This window comes from Negadavirga shengliensis (assembly GCF_042652345.1).
Classification (GTDB): Bacteria; Bacteroidota; Bacteroidia; order Cytophagales; family Cyclobacteriaceae; genus Negadavirga; species Negadavirga shengliensis.
Window position 1 is genome coordinate 40,358 of the sequence record NZ_JBHSJJ010000006.1, and the last position, 18,632, is coordinate 58,989.

Annotated in this window: 16 protein-coding genes; 14 read left to right on the forward strand and 2 right to left on the reverse strand. The window is 44.9% G+C overall.

What is annotated here, in order from left to right; translation table 11 throughout:
* Window positions 1–210 precede the first annotated feature (210 nt).
* The 9 genes from trpD to ACFPFU_RS11930 all read left to right on the forward strand — a co-directional run bounded on the left by trpD (window position 211) and on the right by ACFPFU_RS11930 (window position 8,373).
* Window positions 211–1,221, forward strand: coding sequence for an anthranilate phosphoribosyltransferase (gene trpD / locus ACFPFU_RS11890; RefSeq protein ID WP_377064750.1), 1,011 nt, complete (start codon window positions 211–213; stop codon window positions 1,219–1,221).
* Window position 1,222: 1 nt separating this feature from the next.
* Entirely contained in the window at window positions 1,223–2,044 is an 822-nt protein-coding gene (gene trpC, locus ACFPFU_RS11895) for an indole-3-glycerol phosphate synthase TrpC (RefSeq protein WP_377064752.1), read from the forward strand.
* A complete protein-coding gene (locus tag ACFPFU_RS11900) occupies window positions 2,041–2,682 on the forward strand; it encodes a phosphoribosylanthranilate isomerase (RefSeq protein WP_377064754.1) in 642 nt (213 codons plus the stop codon). The genes trpC and ACFPFU_RS11900 overlap by 4 nt, the downstream gene beginning before the upstream one ends.
* Window positions 2,683–2,705: 23 nt before the next feature.
* Entirely contained in the window at window positions 2,706–3,884 is a 1,179-nt protein-coding gene (gene trpB, locus ACFPFU_RS11905) for a tryptophan synthase subunit beta (RefSeq protein WP_377064756.1), read from the forward strand.
* Window positions 3,885–3,890: 6 nt separating this feature from the next.
* The gene (trpA, locus tag ACFPFU_RS11910) at window positions 3,891–4,664 is read left to right on the forward strand and encodes a tryptophan synthase subunit alpha (RefSeq protein WP_377064758.1); all 774 of its coding nucleotides are present in this window, start codon (window positions 3,891–3,893) and stop codon (window positions 4,662–4,664) included.
* Window positions 4,661–5,680: a 3-deoxy-7-phosphoheptulonate synthase gene (gene aroF, locus ACFPFU_RS11915; RefSeq protein ID WP_377064760.1), complete on the forward strand. Its 1,020-nt coding sequence runs from the start codon at window positions 4,661–4,663 to the stop codon at window positions 5,678–5,680. Before trpA ends, aroF begins: the two co-directional genes overlap by 4 nt.
* A 148-nt stretch (window positions 5,681–5,828) precedes the next feature.
* Complete coding sequence (locus tag ACFPFU_RS11920) at window positions 5,829–6,614, forward strand: phenylalanine 4-monooxygenase (RefSeq protein WP_377064762.1); 786 nt, start codon at window positions 5,829–5,831, stop codon at window positions 6,612–6,614.
* 72 nt (window positions 6,615–6,686) lie between these two features.
* Entirely contained in the window at window positions 6,687–7,448 is a 762-nt protein-coding gene (locus tag ACFPFU_RS11925; RefSeq protein ID WP_377064764.1) for a sialate O-acetylesterase, read from the forward strand.
* Window positions 7,449–7,455: 7 nt separating this feature from the next.
* Window positions 7,456–8,373: a metallophosphoesterase gene (locus ACFPFU_RS11930; RefSeq protein WP_377064766.1), complete on the forward strand. Its 918-nt coding sequence runs from the start codon at window positions 7,456–7,458 to the stop codon at window positions 8,371–8,373.
* 557 nt (window positions 8,374–8,930) lie between these two features.
* Here the strand turns inward: ACFPFU_RS11930 and ACFPFU_RS11935 are convergent.
* The gene (locus ACFPFU_RS11935; RefSeq protein WP_377064768.1) at window positions 8,931–9,482 is read right to left on the reverse strand and encodes a hypothetical protein; all 552 of its coding nucleotides are present in this window, start codon (window positions 9,480–9,482) and stop codon (window positions 8,931–8,933) included.
* A gap of 109 nt (window positions 9,483–9,591) precedes the next feature.
* Window positions 9,592–10,080 carry an RNA polymerase sigma factor gene (locus ACFPFU_RS11940; protein WP_377064770.1) on the reverse strand — a complete coding sequence of 163 codons (489 nt, stop codon included), beginning with the start codon at window positions 10,078–10,080 and terminating at the stop codon, window positions 9,592–9,594.
* Window positions 10,081–10,701: 621 nt separating this feature from the next.
* Here ACFPFU_RS11940 and ACFPFU_RS11945 point away from each other — a divergent pair.
* The 5 genes from ACFPFU_RS11945 (at window position 10,702) to infC (ending at window position 18,631) form a co-directional block, all read left to right on the forward strand.
* Window positions 10,702–11,196, forward strand: a complete 495-nt coding sequence (locus ACFPFU_RS11945; protein WP_377064772.1) for a DNA topoisomerase IV — start codon at window positions 10,702–10,704, stop codon at window positions 11,194–11,196.
* Between the two features lie 23 nt (window positions 11,197–11,219).
* A complete protein-coding gene (locus tag ACFPFU_RS11950; protein WP_377064773.1) occupies window positions 11,220–13,121 on the forward strand; it encodes a DNA topoisomerase IV subunit B in 1,902 nt (633 codons plus the stop codon).
* 84 nt (window positions 13,122–13,205) lie between these two features.
* Window positions 13,206–15,815 (forward strand): DNA gyrase/topoisomerase IV subunit A, encoded by a 2,610-nt coding sequence (locus ACFPFU_RS11955; protein WP_377064775.1) that lies wholly within the window; start codon window positions 13,206–13,208, stop codon window positions 15,813–15,815.
* Between the two features lie 223 nt (window positions 15,816–16,038).
* Window positions 16,039–17,991 carry a threonine--tRNA ligase gene (thrS, locus tag ACFPFU_RS11960; protein WP_377064777.1) on the forward strand — a complete coding sequence of 651 codons (1,953 nt, stop codon included), beginning with the start codon at window positions 16,039–16,041 and terminating at the stop codon, window positions 17,989–17,991.
* A gap of 88 nt (window positions 17,992–18,079) precedes the next feature.
* Window positions 18,080–18,631, forward strand: coding sequence for a translation initiation factor IF-3 (infC, locus tag ACFPFU_RS11965; protein ID WP_377064779.1), 552 nt, complete (start codon window positions 18,080–18,082; stop codon window positions 18,629–18,631).
* Window position 18,632 lies beyond the last annotated feature (1 nt).

Below are 18,632 nucleotides of genomic sequence, written 5' to 3' on the forward strand. Positions count from 1 at the left end.
TTCGGGGTCCGGTACTTTCAGACCATATTCGTCCTGCCTTAGATAAATTAGATGCAGATGAAATCGAGCATGACGCAAGCGACAAACAGTGGTATGCCCCGATAGCCCCGATAGCTATCGGGGGGGAAAACATGCGAGATTCCATGCCTGCATGCTGAAGTGCATTACGGCACGCAAGCATGTGGCCTATTGAGAAAAAATTATATTCATATGAAAGATATTTTAAATCATTTAATCGAACACAGAACCTTGAGCAAGGAACAGGCCAAGGATGTGTTGAAAAAAATTACCTCAGGGGAAATCAACAACAGTCAGATTGCTGCTTTTTTGACGGTATACCTGATGAGAAGCGTGCGGGTGGAGGAATTGATGGGTTTCCGGGAAGCCATGCTGGAACTCTGTATCCCGGTGGAGATTCCCGAATACGGTGCCATAGATCTTTGCGGGACCGGCGGGGATGGTAAAGACACCTTTAATATTTCCACGCTTGCCTCCTTCGTGGTAGCCGGTGCAGGACAGCCGGTTGCCAAACACGGCAATGTGGGCGTTTCCTCCGTGTGCGGCTCTTCTAATTTACTGGCTTATTTCGGTTATGAGTTTACCAATGATATCGGAAAGATACGGAAAAGCCTGGATGAGGCTGGGATCTGTTTTCTCCATGCCCCCCTCTTTCATCCGGCAATGAAAAATGTGGGGCCTATCCGGAAGGAATTGGGAGTGAAAACGTTTTTCAATATGTTGGGCCCTATGGTTAACCCCAGTTTTCCCAAAAAGCAGTTGGTGGGTGTATTCAGCCTGGAACTGGCCAGACTCTATGCCTATCTGTATCAAAATAACGAGGTACAGTTCAGCGTGCTGCATGCTTTGGACGGGTATGATGAAATCTCCCTTACCGGAAATCTCAAGTGGATCTCAAACCGGGGAGAGCGCGTTCTCAGTCCCGAAGACATGGGCCTGCCCCGGATTTCGGCTGATGCCATCAGAGGAGGAAAAACCGTAGAAGAATCAGCAAAAATATTCGAAAGCATCTTGAAGGGAAAGGGGACAGCGGAGCAGGAAGCAGTGGTGATCGCCAACGCCGCAGCTGCATTGGTTACCGCACACCCGGAATGGACTTTTGAAGAGGCAAAGGAAAATGCCCTCAATGCCTTGAAGGGTGGCAAGGCACTTGCTGTTTTTAAAAGCTTATTGTATCCAAAAACATCAACCACGGTAGCATAAAATGAATATACTGGATAAAATCATCGCACATAAAAAAAACGAGATTGCTGAAAACAAATCCTTGTACCCCGTCAAGCTGCTGGAAAACAGTATCTATTTTGACAGCAAGGTGGTGTCCATGAAAAAATACGTGATGAATCCCGAAAAAACGGGTATCATTGCGGAATTCAAAAGGAAATCCCCCTCAAAAGGCTGGATCAATGCGACGGCGAAGATAGAGGAAACCACCATTGGCTATATGCAGGCAGGCGCATCCGCCTTATCCATTCTTACTGACAGGGAGTTCTTTGGCGGCCAGGCGGAAGATCTTAAACTGGCCAGAAAATTCAATTTCTGCCCTATTCTCAGAAAAGATTTTGTCATAGACGAATACCAGATAGTGGAGGCGAAATCCATTGGAGCAGACTGTATACTTTTGATAGCGGCAGTATTGGAACCCCAAAGGCTGGCCGAACTGGCTTCATTTGCCAAAAGCCTCGGCTTGGAGGTATTGATGGAAGTACATGACGGGGAGGAGCTGGACAGATCCCTCAATCAACATCTTGATTTGGTGGGTATCAATAACCGGAACCTGAAAACTTTTGACGTAAGCGTGGATACTTCTTTGAGTCTGGTGGAAAAGATCCCCAATGAATTCATCAAGATTTCAGAAAGCGGTCTTTCTGACCCAGCCACTTTAATTACCTTAAAGGCAGCAGGTATCAATGGATTCCTCATTGGCGAAAATTTCATGAAAAACATCAGGCCACACCAAGCCGCTTACAATTTCATGAATGATTACCGGGAACTGTTGGCTTCTCACAACGAAAAAGTGGTACCATGATCATCAAGGTCTGTGGAATGAGGGAGCCGGAAAATATCCGGGATCTAATGGCCCTAAAGGGGGTAGATTGGATGGGCCTGATATTTTATCCCAAATCCAGCAGGTTTGTGGAGGAGGTTTCCGCGGATTCAAAAACGTACCGGGGTTTTGAAATAGAAAAAGTGGGCGTGTTTGTAAATGCCACTGAAAAGGAAATCCTGGACAAAGCGGACCTTTACGGTTTGCAAAAGATACAGTTGCATGGGGAGGAATCCCCGGAATTCATCAAAAATCTGCGTGATAAGGCGAGCTTTGAAATCATCAAGGTTTTCCGGGTGGGGGAAGGCTGGAATTGGAAGCAGACGGAGGCCTTCTTGTCTTTGGTGGACTGGTTTTTATTGGATACAGCAGGTTCCGGCTACGGTGGAACAGGGAAAAAATTTGACTGGGAGGTATTGGAACGCTATCCGTTTGATAAACCGTTTTTGCTGAGCGGGGGTATTGATGAAGACAGCGTGGAGGCTTTAGTGGACCTTTACCGAAAACTCCCTCCTTTAAAGGGAGTGGACATCAATTCTAAGTTTGAACACAAACCCGGCGTAAAAAACATGGAAATGATAGCACGTTTTGTTACAAAATTAAGGAAGGCCACGGAATAATCCGGGTCAAAAAATAAAAACATATGATCAAAGTTGATGAACATGGATTTTACGGCAATTACGGGGGCGCCTATATACCCGAAATGCTGTATCCCAATATCGAAGAATTAAGGGAGAATTATGAAGCCATCATGGAGTCCGGAGAGTTTAAGCAGGAATTTCAAACCTTGTTAAGGGATTATGTAGGCAGACCCACGCCTTTGTTTTTTGCCCAACGGCTTTCTGAAAAACATAAAGCCAGGATTTACCTGAAAAGGGAAGACCTGTGTCATACAGGGGCACATAAGGTCAATAATACCATTGGTCAGATCATCCTGGCTAAAAAACTGGGCAAGAAAAGGATCATCGCAGAAACCGGGGCAGGTCAGCACGGCGTAGCCACGGCCACCGTATGTGCCCTTATGGGCATGGAATGTACCGTATACATGGGCGAGGTGGATATGGCGCGCCAAAAACCCAATGTTGAAAGGATGCGTATCCTGGGTGCTGAAGTGGTTCCGGCGACCTCGGGCAGCAAAACCCTGAAGGATGCCACTAATGAAGCCATGAGACAATGGATCAACAATCCGGTGGACACCCATTATATCATCGGCTCGGTGGTGGGACCTCATCCTTATCCGGAAATGGTGGCCCGTTTTCAATCAGTGATCAGTGAGGAAATCAAAATACAGCTTCAGGAAAAAGAGGGGAGGGATTACCCGGACCTTATCATAGCTTGTGTGGGAGGAGGGAGCAATGCCGCCGGAGCATTTTATCATTATTACAACAGGCCGGAAGTGAGGCTCGTGGCCGTGGAAGCGGCTGGATTGGGAGTGACGTCAGGCAAATCCGCCGCTACCACTGTATTGGGCAAACCCGGTATTCTTCACGGAAGCCGGACTTTGCTGATGCAAACCGAAGACGGGCAGGTAGTGGAGCCGCACAGCATTTCAGCGGGTTTGGACTACCCCGGTATCGGACCGGTACATGCGCATTTGTTTGAATCCGGCAGGGGTGAATTTGTGGCAGTGGAGGATGAACAAGCCATGAGGGCGGGGATAGAGCTAAGCAGACTGGAAGGAATCATTCCGGCGATTGAATCAGCACACGCTTTTTCTGCCCTCAACCAGATCAAATACAAGTCGGATGACGTCATTGTCATCAACCTGTCAGGTAGAGGGGATAAGGATTTAGAAACATACATAAAATGGGGAAATTATTAAACCGAAATGAACCGAATAGACAAATTATTTCAGGAAAAAAAAGAAAATATCCTATCCATCTATTTCACGGCGGGATTCCCCCATTTAGAGGATACTTTGTCCATCATGCAAGCCATCGAGGCCGCCGGAGCTGATATCATCGAGGTTGGCGTGCCTTATTCCGACCCGATTGCCGATGGTCCCACGATACAGGAAAGCAATATGATTGCCTTGAACAATGGCATGAGCCTTAAAAAGCTTTTCGGACAATTGGAGCATATGCGGGAAAAAGTCAGCATTCCTGTCATACTCATGGGCTACCTGAATCCCGTTATCCAATACGGAATGGAGGCATTTTGCGCAAAATGCCGCGAAACAGGAGTGGACGGGCTCATTCTCCCGGACCTCCCCATGCAGCAATACCTAACCGAGTACCGCGAGATATTTGACCGGCATGGTTTGAGAAATACCTTTTTGATCTCTCCTCAGACCAGTGAGGCCCGGATCAGAGAGATCGACGAACATGCTGACGGATTTATCTATATGGTGTCTTCTGCAAGCATTACTGGCGCAAAAAAGGAAGTTACCCCGGAACAGCTGGCTTACTTTGAAAGGGTCAGGAATATGGGGCTTACCAATCCACGTTTGATAGGTTTTGGAATTTCCGATAGTGGATCATTCAGAACGGCGGCAAAATATGCCCATGGAGCCATCATCGGCAGTGCCTTTATCAACGTATTAAAAGCTTCAACCAACAAGGAGGCGGATATTAAAACATATATACAAGGGGTTTTGTCATGATCATACAGTTAAAACAGGAAGTAAGCGATTCCCAAAAAGAGAAGTTGATTGCCAGAATCAATGAAATCGGCTATAAGGTAACAGAAGTCAAAACCCAGATGGGGGATTATTTGATCGGTATAGGAAAAACCGAGTTCGATATCAGAAAGGTAGGCCATCTTGAGGGGATCCAGGATATACATATTGTCTCTGACGATTACAAACTGGTATCCAAAAAATGGAAAGTAAAACCTACCTGTATTGATTTGGGCGGAGGGGTGACCATCAAAGATGGGGACATGGCGATCATGGCAGGGCCTTGCTCTATTGAATCAGAAGAACAGATACTGGATGTCATCGGCCATCTGAAAGAAAACGGCATCAGGATGATGCGGGGCGGCGTGTTTAAACCCAGGAGCAGTCCTTACGCTTTCCGGGGGTTGGGAATGGAAGGTCTGCGGTTGTGGTATCAACATGCCAAGGCTGCCGGTATTAAGATTGTGACGGAAGTCATGCAGGTATCCCAGATTGAGGAGATGCACGACTATGTGGATGTATTTCAGGTTGGGGCAAGGAACACCCAGAATTTCAATCTGCTGGATGAACTTGGAAAAATCGATAAGGCCGTCCTTATTAAAAGAGGGATATCCGGAACCATTGAAGAACTGCTGCAGTCTGCGGAGTATGTTTTTTCGGGGGGAAACGAAAAGCTCATCCTTTGTGAGAGAGGCATAAGGACCTATGAGCGTGCCAGCCGAAACACTTTGGACCTGAATGCCGTTCCTATCCTTAAATCAAAATCACATTTACCAGTGGTGGTAGATCCGTCCCATGGCATTGGCATTAGGGATTTTGTGGCCCAAATGGCGCTGTCAGGTGTAATGTCAGGTGCGGACGGGATTATTTATGAGGTGCATAGAGACCCGGATAAAGCCTACTCAGATGGGCAGCAGACGTTGAATTTTGCCCAGAGTGCGTTGTTGGCGGAGCAGATTCGAAAGACATTTGCCATGAGAAAAAGTTTTGCACTGTTGTAGCATCCTGCAAAAAATCAAAAAAACACCCTGCCCCTGTTGGTACCGATAAAATAAGGCGTCCGACAGGGGCGTTTTATTGACAACTGATAACCATCTGCGGAAGACCGTGTATGCCACAGACCGATGGGAATAATATAAAACGATGAATATGAACCACAAAGAAACCGTAGATGTCTTTTCTGACCCCCGATTAAAAAATCTTCATCAGGATTACCATTCATATACAAAAGAGGATTTTGAGGTTTGGCGGATTTTATTTGAAAGGCAGCAGAGGAATTTACCCGGGGCGGCTTCCCAAGCTTTTTTGGATGGACTGGAAGCAATAGGTTTCACTGCCGACAAAGTGGCCGTTTTCAGTGACGCCAATAAGCGATTGTCTGATTTCACCGGATGGGCCATTCACGTGGTGCCCGGGCTTATCGATGATGACCTTTTTTTCAGTTTACTTTATCACAAGCGGTTTCCGACTTCCTCCTGGCTTCGGAAAATGAAGGAACTGGATTATTTACAGGAACCGGATATGTTCCATGATGCCTTCGCCCACTTGCCGCTTTTGACCAATCAGGCCTATTGTAATTTTTTGCACGACCTGGCGGGAATAGCTTTGAAACATATCCATAATCCGCTGGCCATTGAAATGTTGTCCCGCATCTATTGGTTTACCATAGAATTTGGACTGATACGGGAGAAGGGGCAGCTTAAGGTATATGGTGCCGGTATTTTAAGTTCAGTAGGGGAGACACGGTTTTGCCTTTCCGACGAGCCAAAACATTTGGATTACGATGTGCAAACTATCCTGACTACCCCCTATTGGAAAAATAAGTTTCAGGATAAGTATTTTATCATCGATGGTTTTGAACAATTATACAATTCAATTCCGGAGATAGAAGACAAGCTGGAAAAAGAACTGAAAAAACCGCCGCAGGAAACCTGATTTTCCGTAAAATCACTGTACACTCCCTATTTTCCGCATTAATTCCTATATTCAGGCAAATTAAACACAAATATGATCGGACAAGGCAGGATTCTGACCTTTATTTTAGCTATAGGGATAAGTCTTACCTGGAGCAGCGCCCTATCTCAAAATATGGATATTTATTTGGTAATAGGACAATCCAATATGGCGGGCCGGGCAGCTATACCCGAAAACCTTTCCCAGCCCCTTGAAGGAATTTTTCTTTTCACGGGAGACATGTCTGATTTGTGGGTGCCGGCCAGCAATCCTTTGAATATCCATTCAAGCATCAGAAAAGAAGCCTCCATGCAGAGGTTAGGCCCGGCCTATGCCTTTGCGGTAAAAACCAAAGAAAACCATCCTGATAAGTTGCTGGGATTGGTGGTGAATGCACGTGGGGGAAGTACGATAAATGAATGGCTGCCCGGCAGCCACTTTTTCAATGAAATCATCGGGCGGGCAAAACAAGCAAGACTCTTTGGAAGCATCGCCGGTGTCATATGGCACCAAGGGGAGTCAGACGTAAACCGGACGGATGAATATATGGGAGATCTGAAACAGCTCATAGAAGGCTTGAGGAAAGAATTGGACCTGCCGCAGCTGCCATTCGTGGCAGGGCAGCTTTCAGCAGACACGGAAGAAAGGAGGGCTTTCAATCAGATGCTATTGGCCTTGCCGGAACAGGTTCCCTATACACAGGTGGCCTTATCCCATGAAACGGAGACTTTTGACGGCACGCACTTTGACACCGCCAGTCAGCTAACGATGGGGGAAAGGTATGCAGAAAGCATGGATATATTGATTTACAAATGAGCAAACGATGACCCGTAGAATTTTTGTGATCATGATTTGTCTTCCGGTTTTTTTCTTACAGGCAGCTTTCGCCCAAAAGCCGGTCAAGCCTTTGTTTTCTTTTGGGCTGATCAGCGATGTACAATATGCAGATGCAGAAACCATAGGTAAACGGAATTACAGAAATTCGCCGGCCAAACTGGAAAAAACCCTTGAAATACTGAATGCCTATGACCTTTCCTTTATCGTCAACCTGGGGGATTTGATAGACAGAGGGTTTGAGAATTTTGATAAACCCTTGAAAATATTGGAGAGGAGCAGGTTTCCCATTCATCATGTCTGGGGCAACCATGATTTTGCGGTGACAGATGATCAGAAAAAGTCGGTCGGAAAAAAGCTGGGAAATGAAGCGGGGTATTATTCATTTGAAGAGGCAGGGTTTGTGTTTATTGTTCTCAATGGATTGGACTTTAGCATGGAAGGCCATCCGCAAGGGTCAGTGGCTTATAATAAGGCGGTGCGTGTGATGGAAACGTTGACATCCGCCGGGGCGAATAATGCAAAGCCCTGGAATGGAGGGATTGGCGATGACCAGTTGACATGGTTCCTTGCTCAGGTAAAAAATGCAGGGGAGAAAGGAAAGAGGGCGGTGGTTTTTTGTCATTATCCGTTGTTGCCGGAAAACGGTTTGCAGCTATTGAACAACCGGCAATTGCTTTCAGCGCTGGATGAAACACAGGATGTCGTGGCTTGGTTTTCAGGCCATCACCACGAAGGAAATTACGTGAGGGATGGGAGAGGAATCCACCACGTCACCTTTCAAGGGATGGTAGAAGCGACTACACAAGCCCTTGGAGCCGTTATTTCGGTTTACCCCGATAAAATAATTGTTCATGGTATAGGTCATGAAGAGGACAGGGTACTGGAAATCGTGAACAGTGAATAGGTAAAAGAGAACAGGAGATTCCGCGCGATTCCCTGTTCGCGGTTCTCTATTCCCTGTTTCCTGAATATTCCGTGAAAAGTGAATAGGGAAAAGGGAATGGGAGGTTGCGACCTGATTTCCTGTTCCCTGTTCTCTATTTCCTGAATACTTAGTGAATAGGGAAAAGAGAACAGGAGGTTTCCGTCCGATTCCCTGTTCCCTGTTTCCGGTTCTCTGTCCCCTGTTTCCTAAATACTGAGTTAACAGTGAATAGGTAAAAGAGAACAGGAAGATTTCGCCCGATTCCCTGTTCCCTGTTCCCTGTTCTCTATTTCCTGAATACTTAGTGAATAGGGAAAAGAGAACAGGAAGTTTCCGCCTGATTCCCTGTTCCCCGTTCCCTATTTCCTGAATACGGAGTTAACAGTGAATAGGGAAAAGGGAATGGGAGGTTGCGACCGATTTCCTGTTTCCTGTTCCCGGTTCCCTGTTTCCTGAATACTTAGTGAATAGGGAAAAGAGAACGGAAGTTTCCGCGCGATTCCCTGTTCCCCATTCCCTGACTACTCCGTGAAAAGTTAATGGAAGTTCCCGCCCGATTCTTTAGGTTGTTCGCGGTCAAATTCATCCAATATGCCCCTGATTTCTTTCAAAGGCTGCACAAAGTGTTTTTTGTTGTCCGTGTATACAACCCACCAGCATGAGGCCATTGTAAAAACAAAAATAGTGATGACAGGCAAAGAAACGAAAGAGACACTTTCCGGCACTATAATATGGAAAGAAAGGACCACTCCGATGGCTGAATGAATGGGAATGACCAGGTAGTCATAGATTTTTTTGAAGTTGTAATAGCCGGAGAGTATCTTATGTTTAAGGCTCAGCTGATCTTTGATAGACCCATGCCCTTTGCCCCCGACCTGTATTTTTGCAAGCTGCTTGAATTTGGATATGAGTTTTGCAGTAAACGGTATGGTCAGGAAAATCCCCGCAAGACTTAAAATCAATACAAAGTAATCTGACATGATGATGCCGTATTTGACCGTTACGTGGCCAAGCATGGCGTATATGAGGATATGGAAAATAAAAGTTCCCCAAAAGTAATGCATGATAATATTGTTTTGCTTTTTCATCTGTTTTTTGATTAGGTCCGAAAATTCATTTTCATTATATGACTGAATAGGATGCTCCAATACGGATGTTTTCCATTGGTTTCTGAGTGCTTCTAAAGTGGACATGGCGTTAGTGGCTGAAGGTTTTTTTTAGTCTTTTTTCCAATTCTTTCTTTATTCTTACCAATCTCACACTTACGTTGGATTTGGTAAGCCCCGTTATTTCACTGATTTCATCGTAGCTATGGCCTTCCAAATAGAGCAGTATGATTGCCTTATTCAGGGAGGAAAGCAGGCTGATGGCTCGCCTGAGTTGGGCGGATTGTTCTTCCTGATCAGCCGTATGCTCATTGGGGATGTGGTGATGCGATTCGTTAAGTGTTTCATTTTTATTTCCTTTATTTTTCTTGAGGTAGGTTAGGGCGGTGTTTAAACATACGCTATACATCCAGGTAGAGAACCTGGACCGCTGGTCAAAAGACGGATAGGATTTCCACAGTTGATACATCATTTCCTGGATAGCGTCAAGGCGGGAATCCTGATCGTTGAAATATATCTGACTTACCTTGTGGGCTATCCCGAGGTTTTTGTTGACTAAAGAGATAAATGTCTTGTCCAATGATGTGGGCATTATCGGTGGCGCGATAGCTGTTTTGTCATATGAGTATCAATAGTTGTACAAAAACTACAAAAAATCTTTACTTTTTTCTCAACCTTGTATCACTTTACCTAAATATATTGTCTTAGGCTTGAGATACCATGATTAATGTTTAGGTAACCTTTTCCGTTTAACATTTTTCTGGTAATCGCCAAAAAATATTTCGTAACCTTGTATAAAGATAACGATTCAGATGAGTACAGGGCACCTGCTACCAAGCATCATTTCAGCTTTCTTTTTTTCTATGGCTGTCAATCGAAGAAAAGCCAGGGCCTGAAAGATTTTGACATCATCAAAAAATCTGAACAAAAATTTTCCCGAACTACAAGGTATGCCTTTCCGCCCCCCGGATGCCGTTCTTTGATATTGGAAAACGGGACCATTGAGGTTCCATAACCGGACAACCCGTTCACCCAACCGCTCAAATCCGCATTGCTTTGATCGTTGTATCTTTTGCTTAATACCATGTACACGTCCCTTGACGAAAATTTGCCTTTTTCATTTTCCTTTGGAAACGGGGAACTTGATTCTGCCCATAGGTATGGGAGAAATTTTTATATTAGCGGCTTAATTCAAGACCATATGTATTCCAGATTCTCCAAAGCCTTTTATTTTCTGACAGTTGTGTTTTTTCTGGTGGTATTCCTGTATATTTATTCCGCTTCACCTGAATTTGTGTCTTATGAAGTGAGTGATGCGGGCATGCCCTTGAAACAAATTACCAGGGATGTGTTCTTTTACCTGACCATCACGGTGTTTCTGGTATATAACCTGCTCTTGATATTACCCGCAAAGCTTATCGAACTTCAATATACCCTCAGGTTAAAGCGGCTTTTTCCTCCCGGAGATGCATTTAGGGATCAGATGTTGGCATGGATTTATTCTTTTACAGGTATATTGAATGTTTCCACAGTGATCATTGTATTCTATATTCACAGCATAAGCAACCAAAATGAAATAAAAAGTTCTGAGTTCAGTTTCTTTTTTTACATGGTACCTGTCTTTTTTGTGTTATGGGTATTGGGATTATTTTATATTTTGACAAAAAAAATAAAGCAACTGAGATCGGGCAGCTAATAAAAGATTAAAGACAGCAGAAAATGGCAGCAAACGTAAAATATACCGAAGACAGTATTAAATCGCTGGATTGGAGGGAACACATCAGGCTGAGACCGGGTATGTATATTGGCAAACTGGGCGACGGAAGTGCCCAGGATGACGGCATTTATGTTTTGGTAAAGGAGGTTATCGACAACAGTATCGATGAACATATGATGGGTTATGGCCGTACCATTGACATCAAAATAAGTGAACACAGGGTCGAAATACGGGATTATGGTAGGGGAATTCCCCTGGGAAAAGTCATCGACTGCGTTTCAAAAATCAATACAGGAGGTAAATACGACTCTGGTGCCTTCCAGAAATCCGTCGGACTGAACGGGGTAGGTACCAAAGCAGTAAATGCCTTGTCAGAATATTTCAAGGTACAGTCATACAGGGATGGCGAGACCAAGGTGGCTGAATTTGAAAAGGGGATCCTCCTGGAGGACAGGAAAGTGGAGAGAACCTCCGAAAGGAACGGAACCAAAGTCGTGTTCTCACCAGACAGCGGCGTTTTTAAAAACTATCATTTTATTCCGGAATATCTGGAAAACCAGATTTGGAATTATGCTTTTTTGAATTCCGGATTGACGATCAACTTTAACGGCACCAAATATTTTTCCCAAAACGGCCTTTTGGATCTCTTGGACCGGAAAGTGGATGAAGACAGCCGCAGGTATCCGATCATTCATTTAAAGGGCAATGATATTGAAATAGCCATTACCCATTCCAACCAATATGGGGAGGAATACTATTCTTTCGTAAACGGGCAGTATACTACCCAGGGAGGAACTCATTTGGCGGCGTTTCGGGAGGCCATTGTGAAGACGGTGAGGGAATTTTTCAAGAAGGATTACGATGCTTCGGATATCAGGCAGAGCGTGGTGGCTTCCATAGCGGTGAGGGTACAGGAACCTGTTTTTGAATCCCAGACCAAAACCAAATTAGGATCTCAAAGTGTTGGACCCGACGGGCCGACGTTAAGGACTTTTGTGAATGACTTTCTCAAGAACGAGCTGGATAATTATCTTCACAAACATCCGGATACGGCTAATGCCTTACTGAAAAGGATTTTGCAGTCGGAAAGGGAAAGGAAGGAAATCTCCGGTATTAAAAAACTGGCCAATGAAAGGGCCAAAAAAGCCAACCTGCACAATAAGAAACTCAGGGATTGCCGGGTACACTATGATGACAATAAGGCCAGGGATGAGGACAAAGACCAGACCATGCTGTTTATCACCGAAGGGGATTCCGCATCCGGGTCGATCACCAAATCCAGGGATGTCCAGACCCAGGCGGTGTTTTCCCTGCGGGGTAAGCCGTTGAACTGTTTTGGGATGACCAAGAAAGTAGTGTATGAAAATGAGGAATTCAACCTGTTACAGCATGCCCTGAACATTGAGGATGGCATCGAGGGGCTGCGCTACAGAAAAATAGTGATCGCAACGGATGCCGATGTGGACGGGATGCACATCCGCCTTTTGATCATGACCTATTTTCTACAGTTTTTTCCTGATCTGGTAAAAAACGGCCACCTTTACATCCTGGACACGCCGCTTTTTAGGGTCAGAAACAAAAAAGAAACCATATACTGCTACACCGATGAAGAGAGGCAGCGGGCCATCCATAACTTGGGCAAGTCTGCGGAAATCACCCGCTTCAAGGGATTGGGAGAGATTTCGCCTGAAGAATTCGGGAAATTCATTGGAGATGATATCAAATTGGAACCCATCATATTGAACAAAGAAACTAAAATCGCGGATTTGTTGAATTTCTATATGGGGAAAAACACTCCGGATCGCCAGAATTTCATCATAGACAACCTCAAAATTGAAAAGGACATCGTTTTTGATGATCCGGCCAAGAAAGTAGTGGAAGAGGAAGAAACAGAGGTGGCCTAATTGATAAATTTGTGAACATGTATTCCATGAAAAGTGAAGTTTTTCTTCTTATGTGTTTCATGTAAAAAACTTTCATAAAAAGTAATGAGCGACGACAATAATATTCCGGAGGAACAGGACGAAAGCCTCCACGATTCGATTCCCGTGACTGGGATGTATAAGGACTGGTTTTTGGATTACGCCTCCTATGTGATTTTGGAAAGGGCCGTGCCCGCCATAGAAGATGGTTTGAAGCCGGTTCAACGCCGGATCATGCATGCCATGAAGGAAATGGATGATGGCAGGTTCAACAAAGTGGCCAACATCATAGGGCAATCGATGCAGTACCATCCCCATGGTGATGCTTCTATCGGGGATGCCATCGTGAATTTGGGTCAAAAGGACTTATTGATAGAAACCCAGGGTAACTGGGGGGATGTGCGTACCGGTGATGGGGCTGCGGCCGCCAGATACATTGAAGCCCGTCTTTCCAAATTTGCCTTGGAGGTGGTCTTCAACCCGCAGACAACGGAATGGCAGCTTTCTTACGATGGCAGGAAGAAAGAGCCCGTTACCCTTCCGGTAAAGTTTCCGCTCTTGTTGGCGCAGGGGGTAGAAGGTATCGCGGTGGGACTTTCCACCAAAATCCTTCCCCATAACTTTTGTGAATTGATTGAGGGGTCTATCCAGATACTAAACGGCGAAAAAACCAATATCCTTCCCGATTTTGCAACCGGAGGGCTTGCTGATTTTTCAGAATACAATGAGGGGCTGAGAGGAGGGAAAATCAAAGTAAGGGCCCGAATAGAAGAAGAGGACAGCAAAACACTGCTCATCAAGGATATTCCATACGGCACCACCACCAATTCTATTATCGACTCTATCATCAAAGCAAATGATAAAGGGAAGATAAAGATAAAGAAAGTGGTGGATAACACGGCCAGGGATGTGGAAATCCAAATCCAATTGGCACCGGGGCAGTCTCCCGACATGACGATTGATGCGTTATATGCCTTTACAGACTGTGAGGTGAGCATCTCTCCCAATGCCTGCGTGATTATCGACGAAAAGCCTGTATTCCTTTCTGTTAATGATATTTTGGAGTACAACACAAGACAGACCAAATCCTTGTTAAAAAAGGAACTGGAAATCCGGAGAGGCGAGTTGATGGAAAAGCTGCTCTTTTCTTCCTTGGAGAAAATCTTTATCGAGAACAGAATTTACCGGGATATTGAGGAGTGTGAGACCTGGGAAGCGGTCATTGAGACCATTGATAGGGGACTGGATCCTTTCAAGCCGGATTTTTATAGAGAAATCACCAGAGACGACATCATCAGGCTTACGGAAATCAAAATCAAGCGGATTTCGAAATTCGATACCTTTAAGGCCGATGAACTGATGAGAAAGCTCGAAGGGGAGCTTAAGGAAGTTAATTATCATTTGAAGCATCTTACGGCGTATGCCATTGAATATTATAAAAATCTTCTTGAAAAATACGGCAAGGGTAGAGAACGCAAAACGGAAATCAGAACTTTCGATACCATTGAAGCCAATGTGGTTGCTGCCAACAATGCCAAACTGTATGTAAACCGTCAGGATGGGTTTATGGGATACGGATTGAAAAAGGATGAGTTTGTATGTGATTGTTCCGATTTGGATGATATCATTGTTTTCCGAAACGACGGTGTTTGTCTGGTGACTAAAATACAGGACAAAGTTTTTGTGGGCAAAGACATCCGCCATGTGGCTGTCTTCAGGAAGGGTGACGAAAGGATGGTGTACAACATGATCTATGTGGATGGGGCTTCCGGGCGCAGCATGGTAAAGAGGTTTCAGGTGATGAGTGTTACCAGGGACAGAGAATATGTGCTCACCAAGGGTTCCAAAGGATCCAAAGTATTGTACTTCACCGCCAACGCCAATGGCGAAGCAGAAATCGTCACCGTCTTCCTTACCGCGGGTGCCAAAGCCAGGATCAAAGTTTTTGACTTTGACTTTAGCACCATAGAGATCAAGGGAAGAGGGGCACAGGGGAATATCCTCACCAAATACCCGATACGCAAAGTCCAGCTCAAGATGGAAGGGGTTTCTACGTTGGGGGGACTGGATATTTATTACGATGCCTCTGTAGGAAGAATCAATACTGACCAAAGGGGAGAACTCATCGGGAATTTTCTGGGGGATGACAAGATCATTGCTTTCTATAGAGACGGATCTTATGAACTGACCAATTTTGAACTGACCAATAGGTTTGTTCAGGAAGAATTGTTGGCGATAGAAAAATTTGATCCGAAGAAAGTGGTGTCGGCCATCTATTATGACGGAGCGAGCAAAAACCATTTTGTGAAGCGGTTCATGATAGAGACTTCTACGATAAACAAAAAATTCAATTTTATTTCGGATCACAGACAGTCCCGATTGGTGGTGGTATCCACTGAGAAGCAACCTCAGGTAAAAGCCAAGATCCAAAAAGGAAAATCAATTGAAGAGACTGTTTTTGATTTGGATATGCTGATCGATGTGAAGGGATGGAAGGCTTTGGGCAACAAAGTTTCGGGACATCCTATCCAAGAGATCACGCTGATTGCGCCTGAAAAAAACAGGCATAAAGAAGTGGACCAGGATGAAGACGTTGAAATCGGCAGTACGGTGAGTTTTGATCTGAAAAAAAAGGAAGACAGTGATGACGACAAAGAGCAGTTAGGGCTGTTTTGATTAGGGAAGTCGCTTTTAACAATCCCAAAATCAGGAACGTTTTGTCTTACCTCGGAAATGTCACGGAAGCCAAACTGGAGGAAGACCGGAAACATGGGCAATTAGCCGGGCTTTTGCCAGAAGAATGCGACAGCCCTTTTTTTAACCATCACGAATTTGCATATTTGCAGCTAAAATATGCACCTGTTTGTAAAGGTGAAGTTTAAACCAATATAAATTTTAAATGTCTTCTAACAAGGAAATCAAAATCACTTTTCCTGACAATTCGGTCAGGGTTTTTGAAAAAGGGACAACAGGACTTGACATTGCTCTTAGTATCAGTGATGGACTTGCCCGGAATGTTCTTGCGGCCAAAGTCGACGGGACGGTATGGGACGCGACGAGACCGATAGAAAAAGATGCCAGGATAGAGTTGCTTACCTGGAGTGACAAGGAGGGAAAATCCACGTTCTGGCACTCTTCGGCACACCTCATGGCGGAGGCGCTGGAGGCTTTATATCCCGGTATAAAATTCGGCATAGGCCCCCCGATTGAAAACGGGTTTTATTATGATGTTGATTTTGGTGATAAAACACTTGACGGTGCCGAACTGGAGAAAATTGAAGCCAAAATGGCGGAACTGGCCAGGCAAAAGAACGAATTTACCAGAAAAAGCGTCTCCAAATCCGATGCGGTCAAATACTATAAGGAAAAAGGGGATGAGTATAAACTGGACCTGTTGGAGGGTTTGGAAGATGGAACCATTACCTTTTATGAGCAGGGAAATTTCACAGACCTTTGCCGTGGGCCCCATATTCCCAATACGGGGTACATCAAAGCCATCAAGTTACTGAACATCGCGGGAGCTTATTGGCGGGGTGATGAGAAGAACAAGATGCTGACAAGGATATATGGCGTCACTTTTCCTAAGGCCAAGGAACTGAAGGAATACCTGACCCTGATAGAAGAAGCCAGGAAACGTGATCACCGAAAACTCGGCAAAGAGCTCGAGCTGTTTACTTTCTCTGAGAAAGTGGGTATGGGATTACCGCTGTGGTTACCCAAGGGCACCTTATTGAGAGAACGCTTGGTTAATTTTCTGAAAAAGGAGCAGGACAAATCCGGCTATCAGCAGGTGATCACGCCACATATCGGTCACAGGGCTTTATATGAAACTTCAGGGCATTATGAAAAATACGGGAAGGATTCCTTTCAGCCTATAGCTACCCCGCATGAGGGGGAGTCATTTTTGTTGAAACCGATGAACTGCCCCCATCATTGTGAAATATATAAAAGTAAGCCCAGATCATATAAGGATTTGCCAATCCGTTTTGCAGAGTTCGGTACGGTTTACAGGTATGAGCAAAGTGGCGAACTTCATGGTTTGACCAGAGTGAGGGGGTTCACCCAGGATGATGCCCATATTTTTTGCAGACCGGATCAGGTGAAAGAAGAATTCATCAAGGTGATAGACCTGGTGCTGTATGTCTTCAAAGCATTGGGTTTTGACCAGTTTACCGCCCAGATTTCCCTGAGAGACCCCGAGGATAAAAGCAAATATATAGGGGGAGATGAAGGTTGGAACAAGGCGGAACAGGCCATAATTGACGCGGCTCTGGAAAAAGGCCTCGATACCGTTACCGAGCTTGGAGAGGCTGCTTTCTATGGACCGAAATTGGATTTTATGGTTAAGGACGCATTGGGCCGAAGCTGGCAGCTTGGGACTATCCAGGTGGATTACCAGCTACCTGAAAGGTTTGAGCTGGAATTTGTAGGTTCCGACAATCAGAAACACAGGCCGGTGATGATCCATCGTGCGCCTTTTGGTTCTTTGGAGCGCTTTGTGGCGGTCCTGATAGAGCACTGTGCCGGCAACTTCCCTTTATGGCTGGCTCCGGAACAGGTCATTATCCTTCCTATATCCGAAAAATTTGCCGGCTATGCCTCCGAAGTGAAACAATATTTGGAAGCAAAAGGGATATCGGGAGAAGTGGATAACCGGGATGAGAAGATAGGAAGAAAGATCCGGGACGCCGAAGTAAAAAAAATCCCATTTATGATCATTGTGGGGGAGAAAGAAAAGGAGGATAACAAATTGTCACTCAGAAAGCATGGGGAAGGAGATATCGGCAGTTTTGGTCATGAAGAATTTGCCGAATATTTCCGTGACATAATTAATGCTTCTTTAAGCAAATAATAATGGTTTGTAAATATTGTATTTTTAATTGTTCAAAAATTATTAGATATTTGCAGATTGAAACTTTAAACAACAACCATTAAATATTTTGAGAGGAAAAAGAACTTACAGTCCGAGACAAGAAGAGCCATATAGAGTAAATTCGAAAATCAGAGCCAGAGAGGTGCGTGTGGTAGGTGATTATGTAGAGGGGGGGAATGCTGTCATGCCCACTGATCAGGCTATCGCTCTTGCCGAAGAAAACGGCTTGGATCTCGTAGAAATTTCTCCTTCCGCAAGCCCTCCCGTATGCAAGGTGATCGATTATGCCAAGTTCAAATATGAACAGAAGAAAAAGCAGAAAGAGATCAAATCCAATGCTGCCAAGACGGTAGTGAAAGAAATAAGGTTTGGGCCGAACACCGATGACCATGATTTTGATTTCAAATTAAAACATGCGATCAACTTCTTGAAGGACGGTGCCAAGGTAAAAGCCTATGTGCATTTTGTGGGACGTACCATCGTGTTCAAGGAGAGAGGAGAAATGTTGCTGCTGAGATTCGCCCAGGCGCTTGAGGATTATGGGCAGGTGGAGCAGCTCCCAAAAATGGAAGGAAAGAGGATGAACATCTTTGTGGCTCCCAAACAGAGTAAAAAATAAT

Coding starts and splice junctions, on each gene's coding strand:
- trpD (WP_377064750.1), top strand. CDS start 211: ATGAAAGATATTTTAAATCATTTAATCGAACACAGAACCTTGAGCAAG.
- trpC (WP_377064752.1), top strand. CDS start 1,223: ATGAATATACTGGATAAAATCATCGCACATAAAAAAAACGAGATTGCT.
- ACFPFU_RS11900 (WP_377064754.1), top strand. CDS start 2,041: ATGATCATCAAGGTCTGTGGAATGAGGGAGCCGGAAAATATCCGGGAT.
- trpB (WP_377064756.1), top strand. CDS start 2,706: ATGATCAAAGTTGATGAACATGGATTTTACGGCAATTACGGGGGCGCC.
- trpA (WP_377064758.1), top strand. CDS start 3,891: ATGAACCGAATAGACAAATTATTTCAGGAAAAAAAAGAAAATATCCTA.
- aroF (WP_377064760.1), top strand. CDS start 4,661: ATGATCATACAGTTAAAACAGGAAGTAAGCGATTCCCAAAAAGAGAAG.
- ACFPFU_RS11920 (WP_377064762.1), top strand. CDS start 5,829: ATGAACCACAAAGAAACCGTAGATGTCTTTTCTGACCCCCGATTAAAA.
- ACFPFU_RS11925 (WP_377064764.1), top strand. CDS start 6,687: ATGATCGGACAAGGCAGGATTCTGACCTTTATTTTAGCTATAGGGATA.
- ACFPFU_RS11930 (WP_377064766.1), top strand. CDS start 7,456: ATGACCCGTAGAATTTTTGTGATCATGATTTGTCTTCCGGTTTTTTTC.
- ACFPFU_RS11935 (WP_377064768.1), bottom strand. CDS start 9,482: ATGAAAAAGCAAAACAATATTATCATGCATTACTTTTGGGGAACTTTT.
- ACFPFU_RS11945 (WP_377064772.1), top strand. CDS start 10,702: ATGTATTCCAGATTCTCCAAAGCCTTTTATTTTCTGACAGTTGTGTTT.
- ACFPFU_RS11950 (WP_377064773.1), top strand. CDS start 11,220: ATGGCAGCAAACGTAAAATATACCGAAGACAGTATTAAATCGCTGGAT.
- ACFPFU_RS11955 (WP_377064775.1), top strand. CDS start 13,206: ATGAGCGACGACAATAATATTCCGGAGGAACAGGACGAAAGCCTCCAC.
- thrS (WP_377064777.1), top strand. CDS start 16,039: ATGTCTTCTAACAAGGAAATCAAAATCACTTTTCCTGACAATTCGGTC.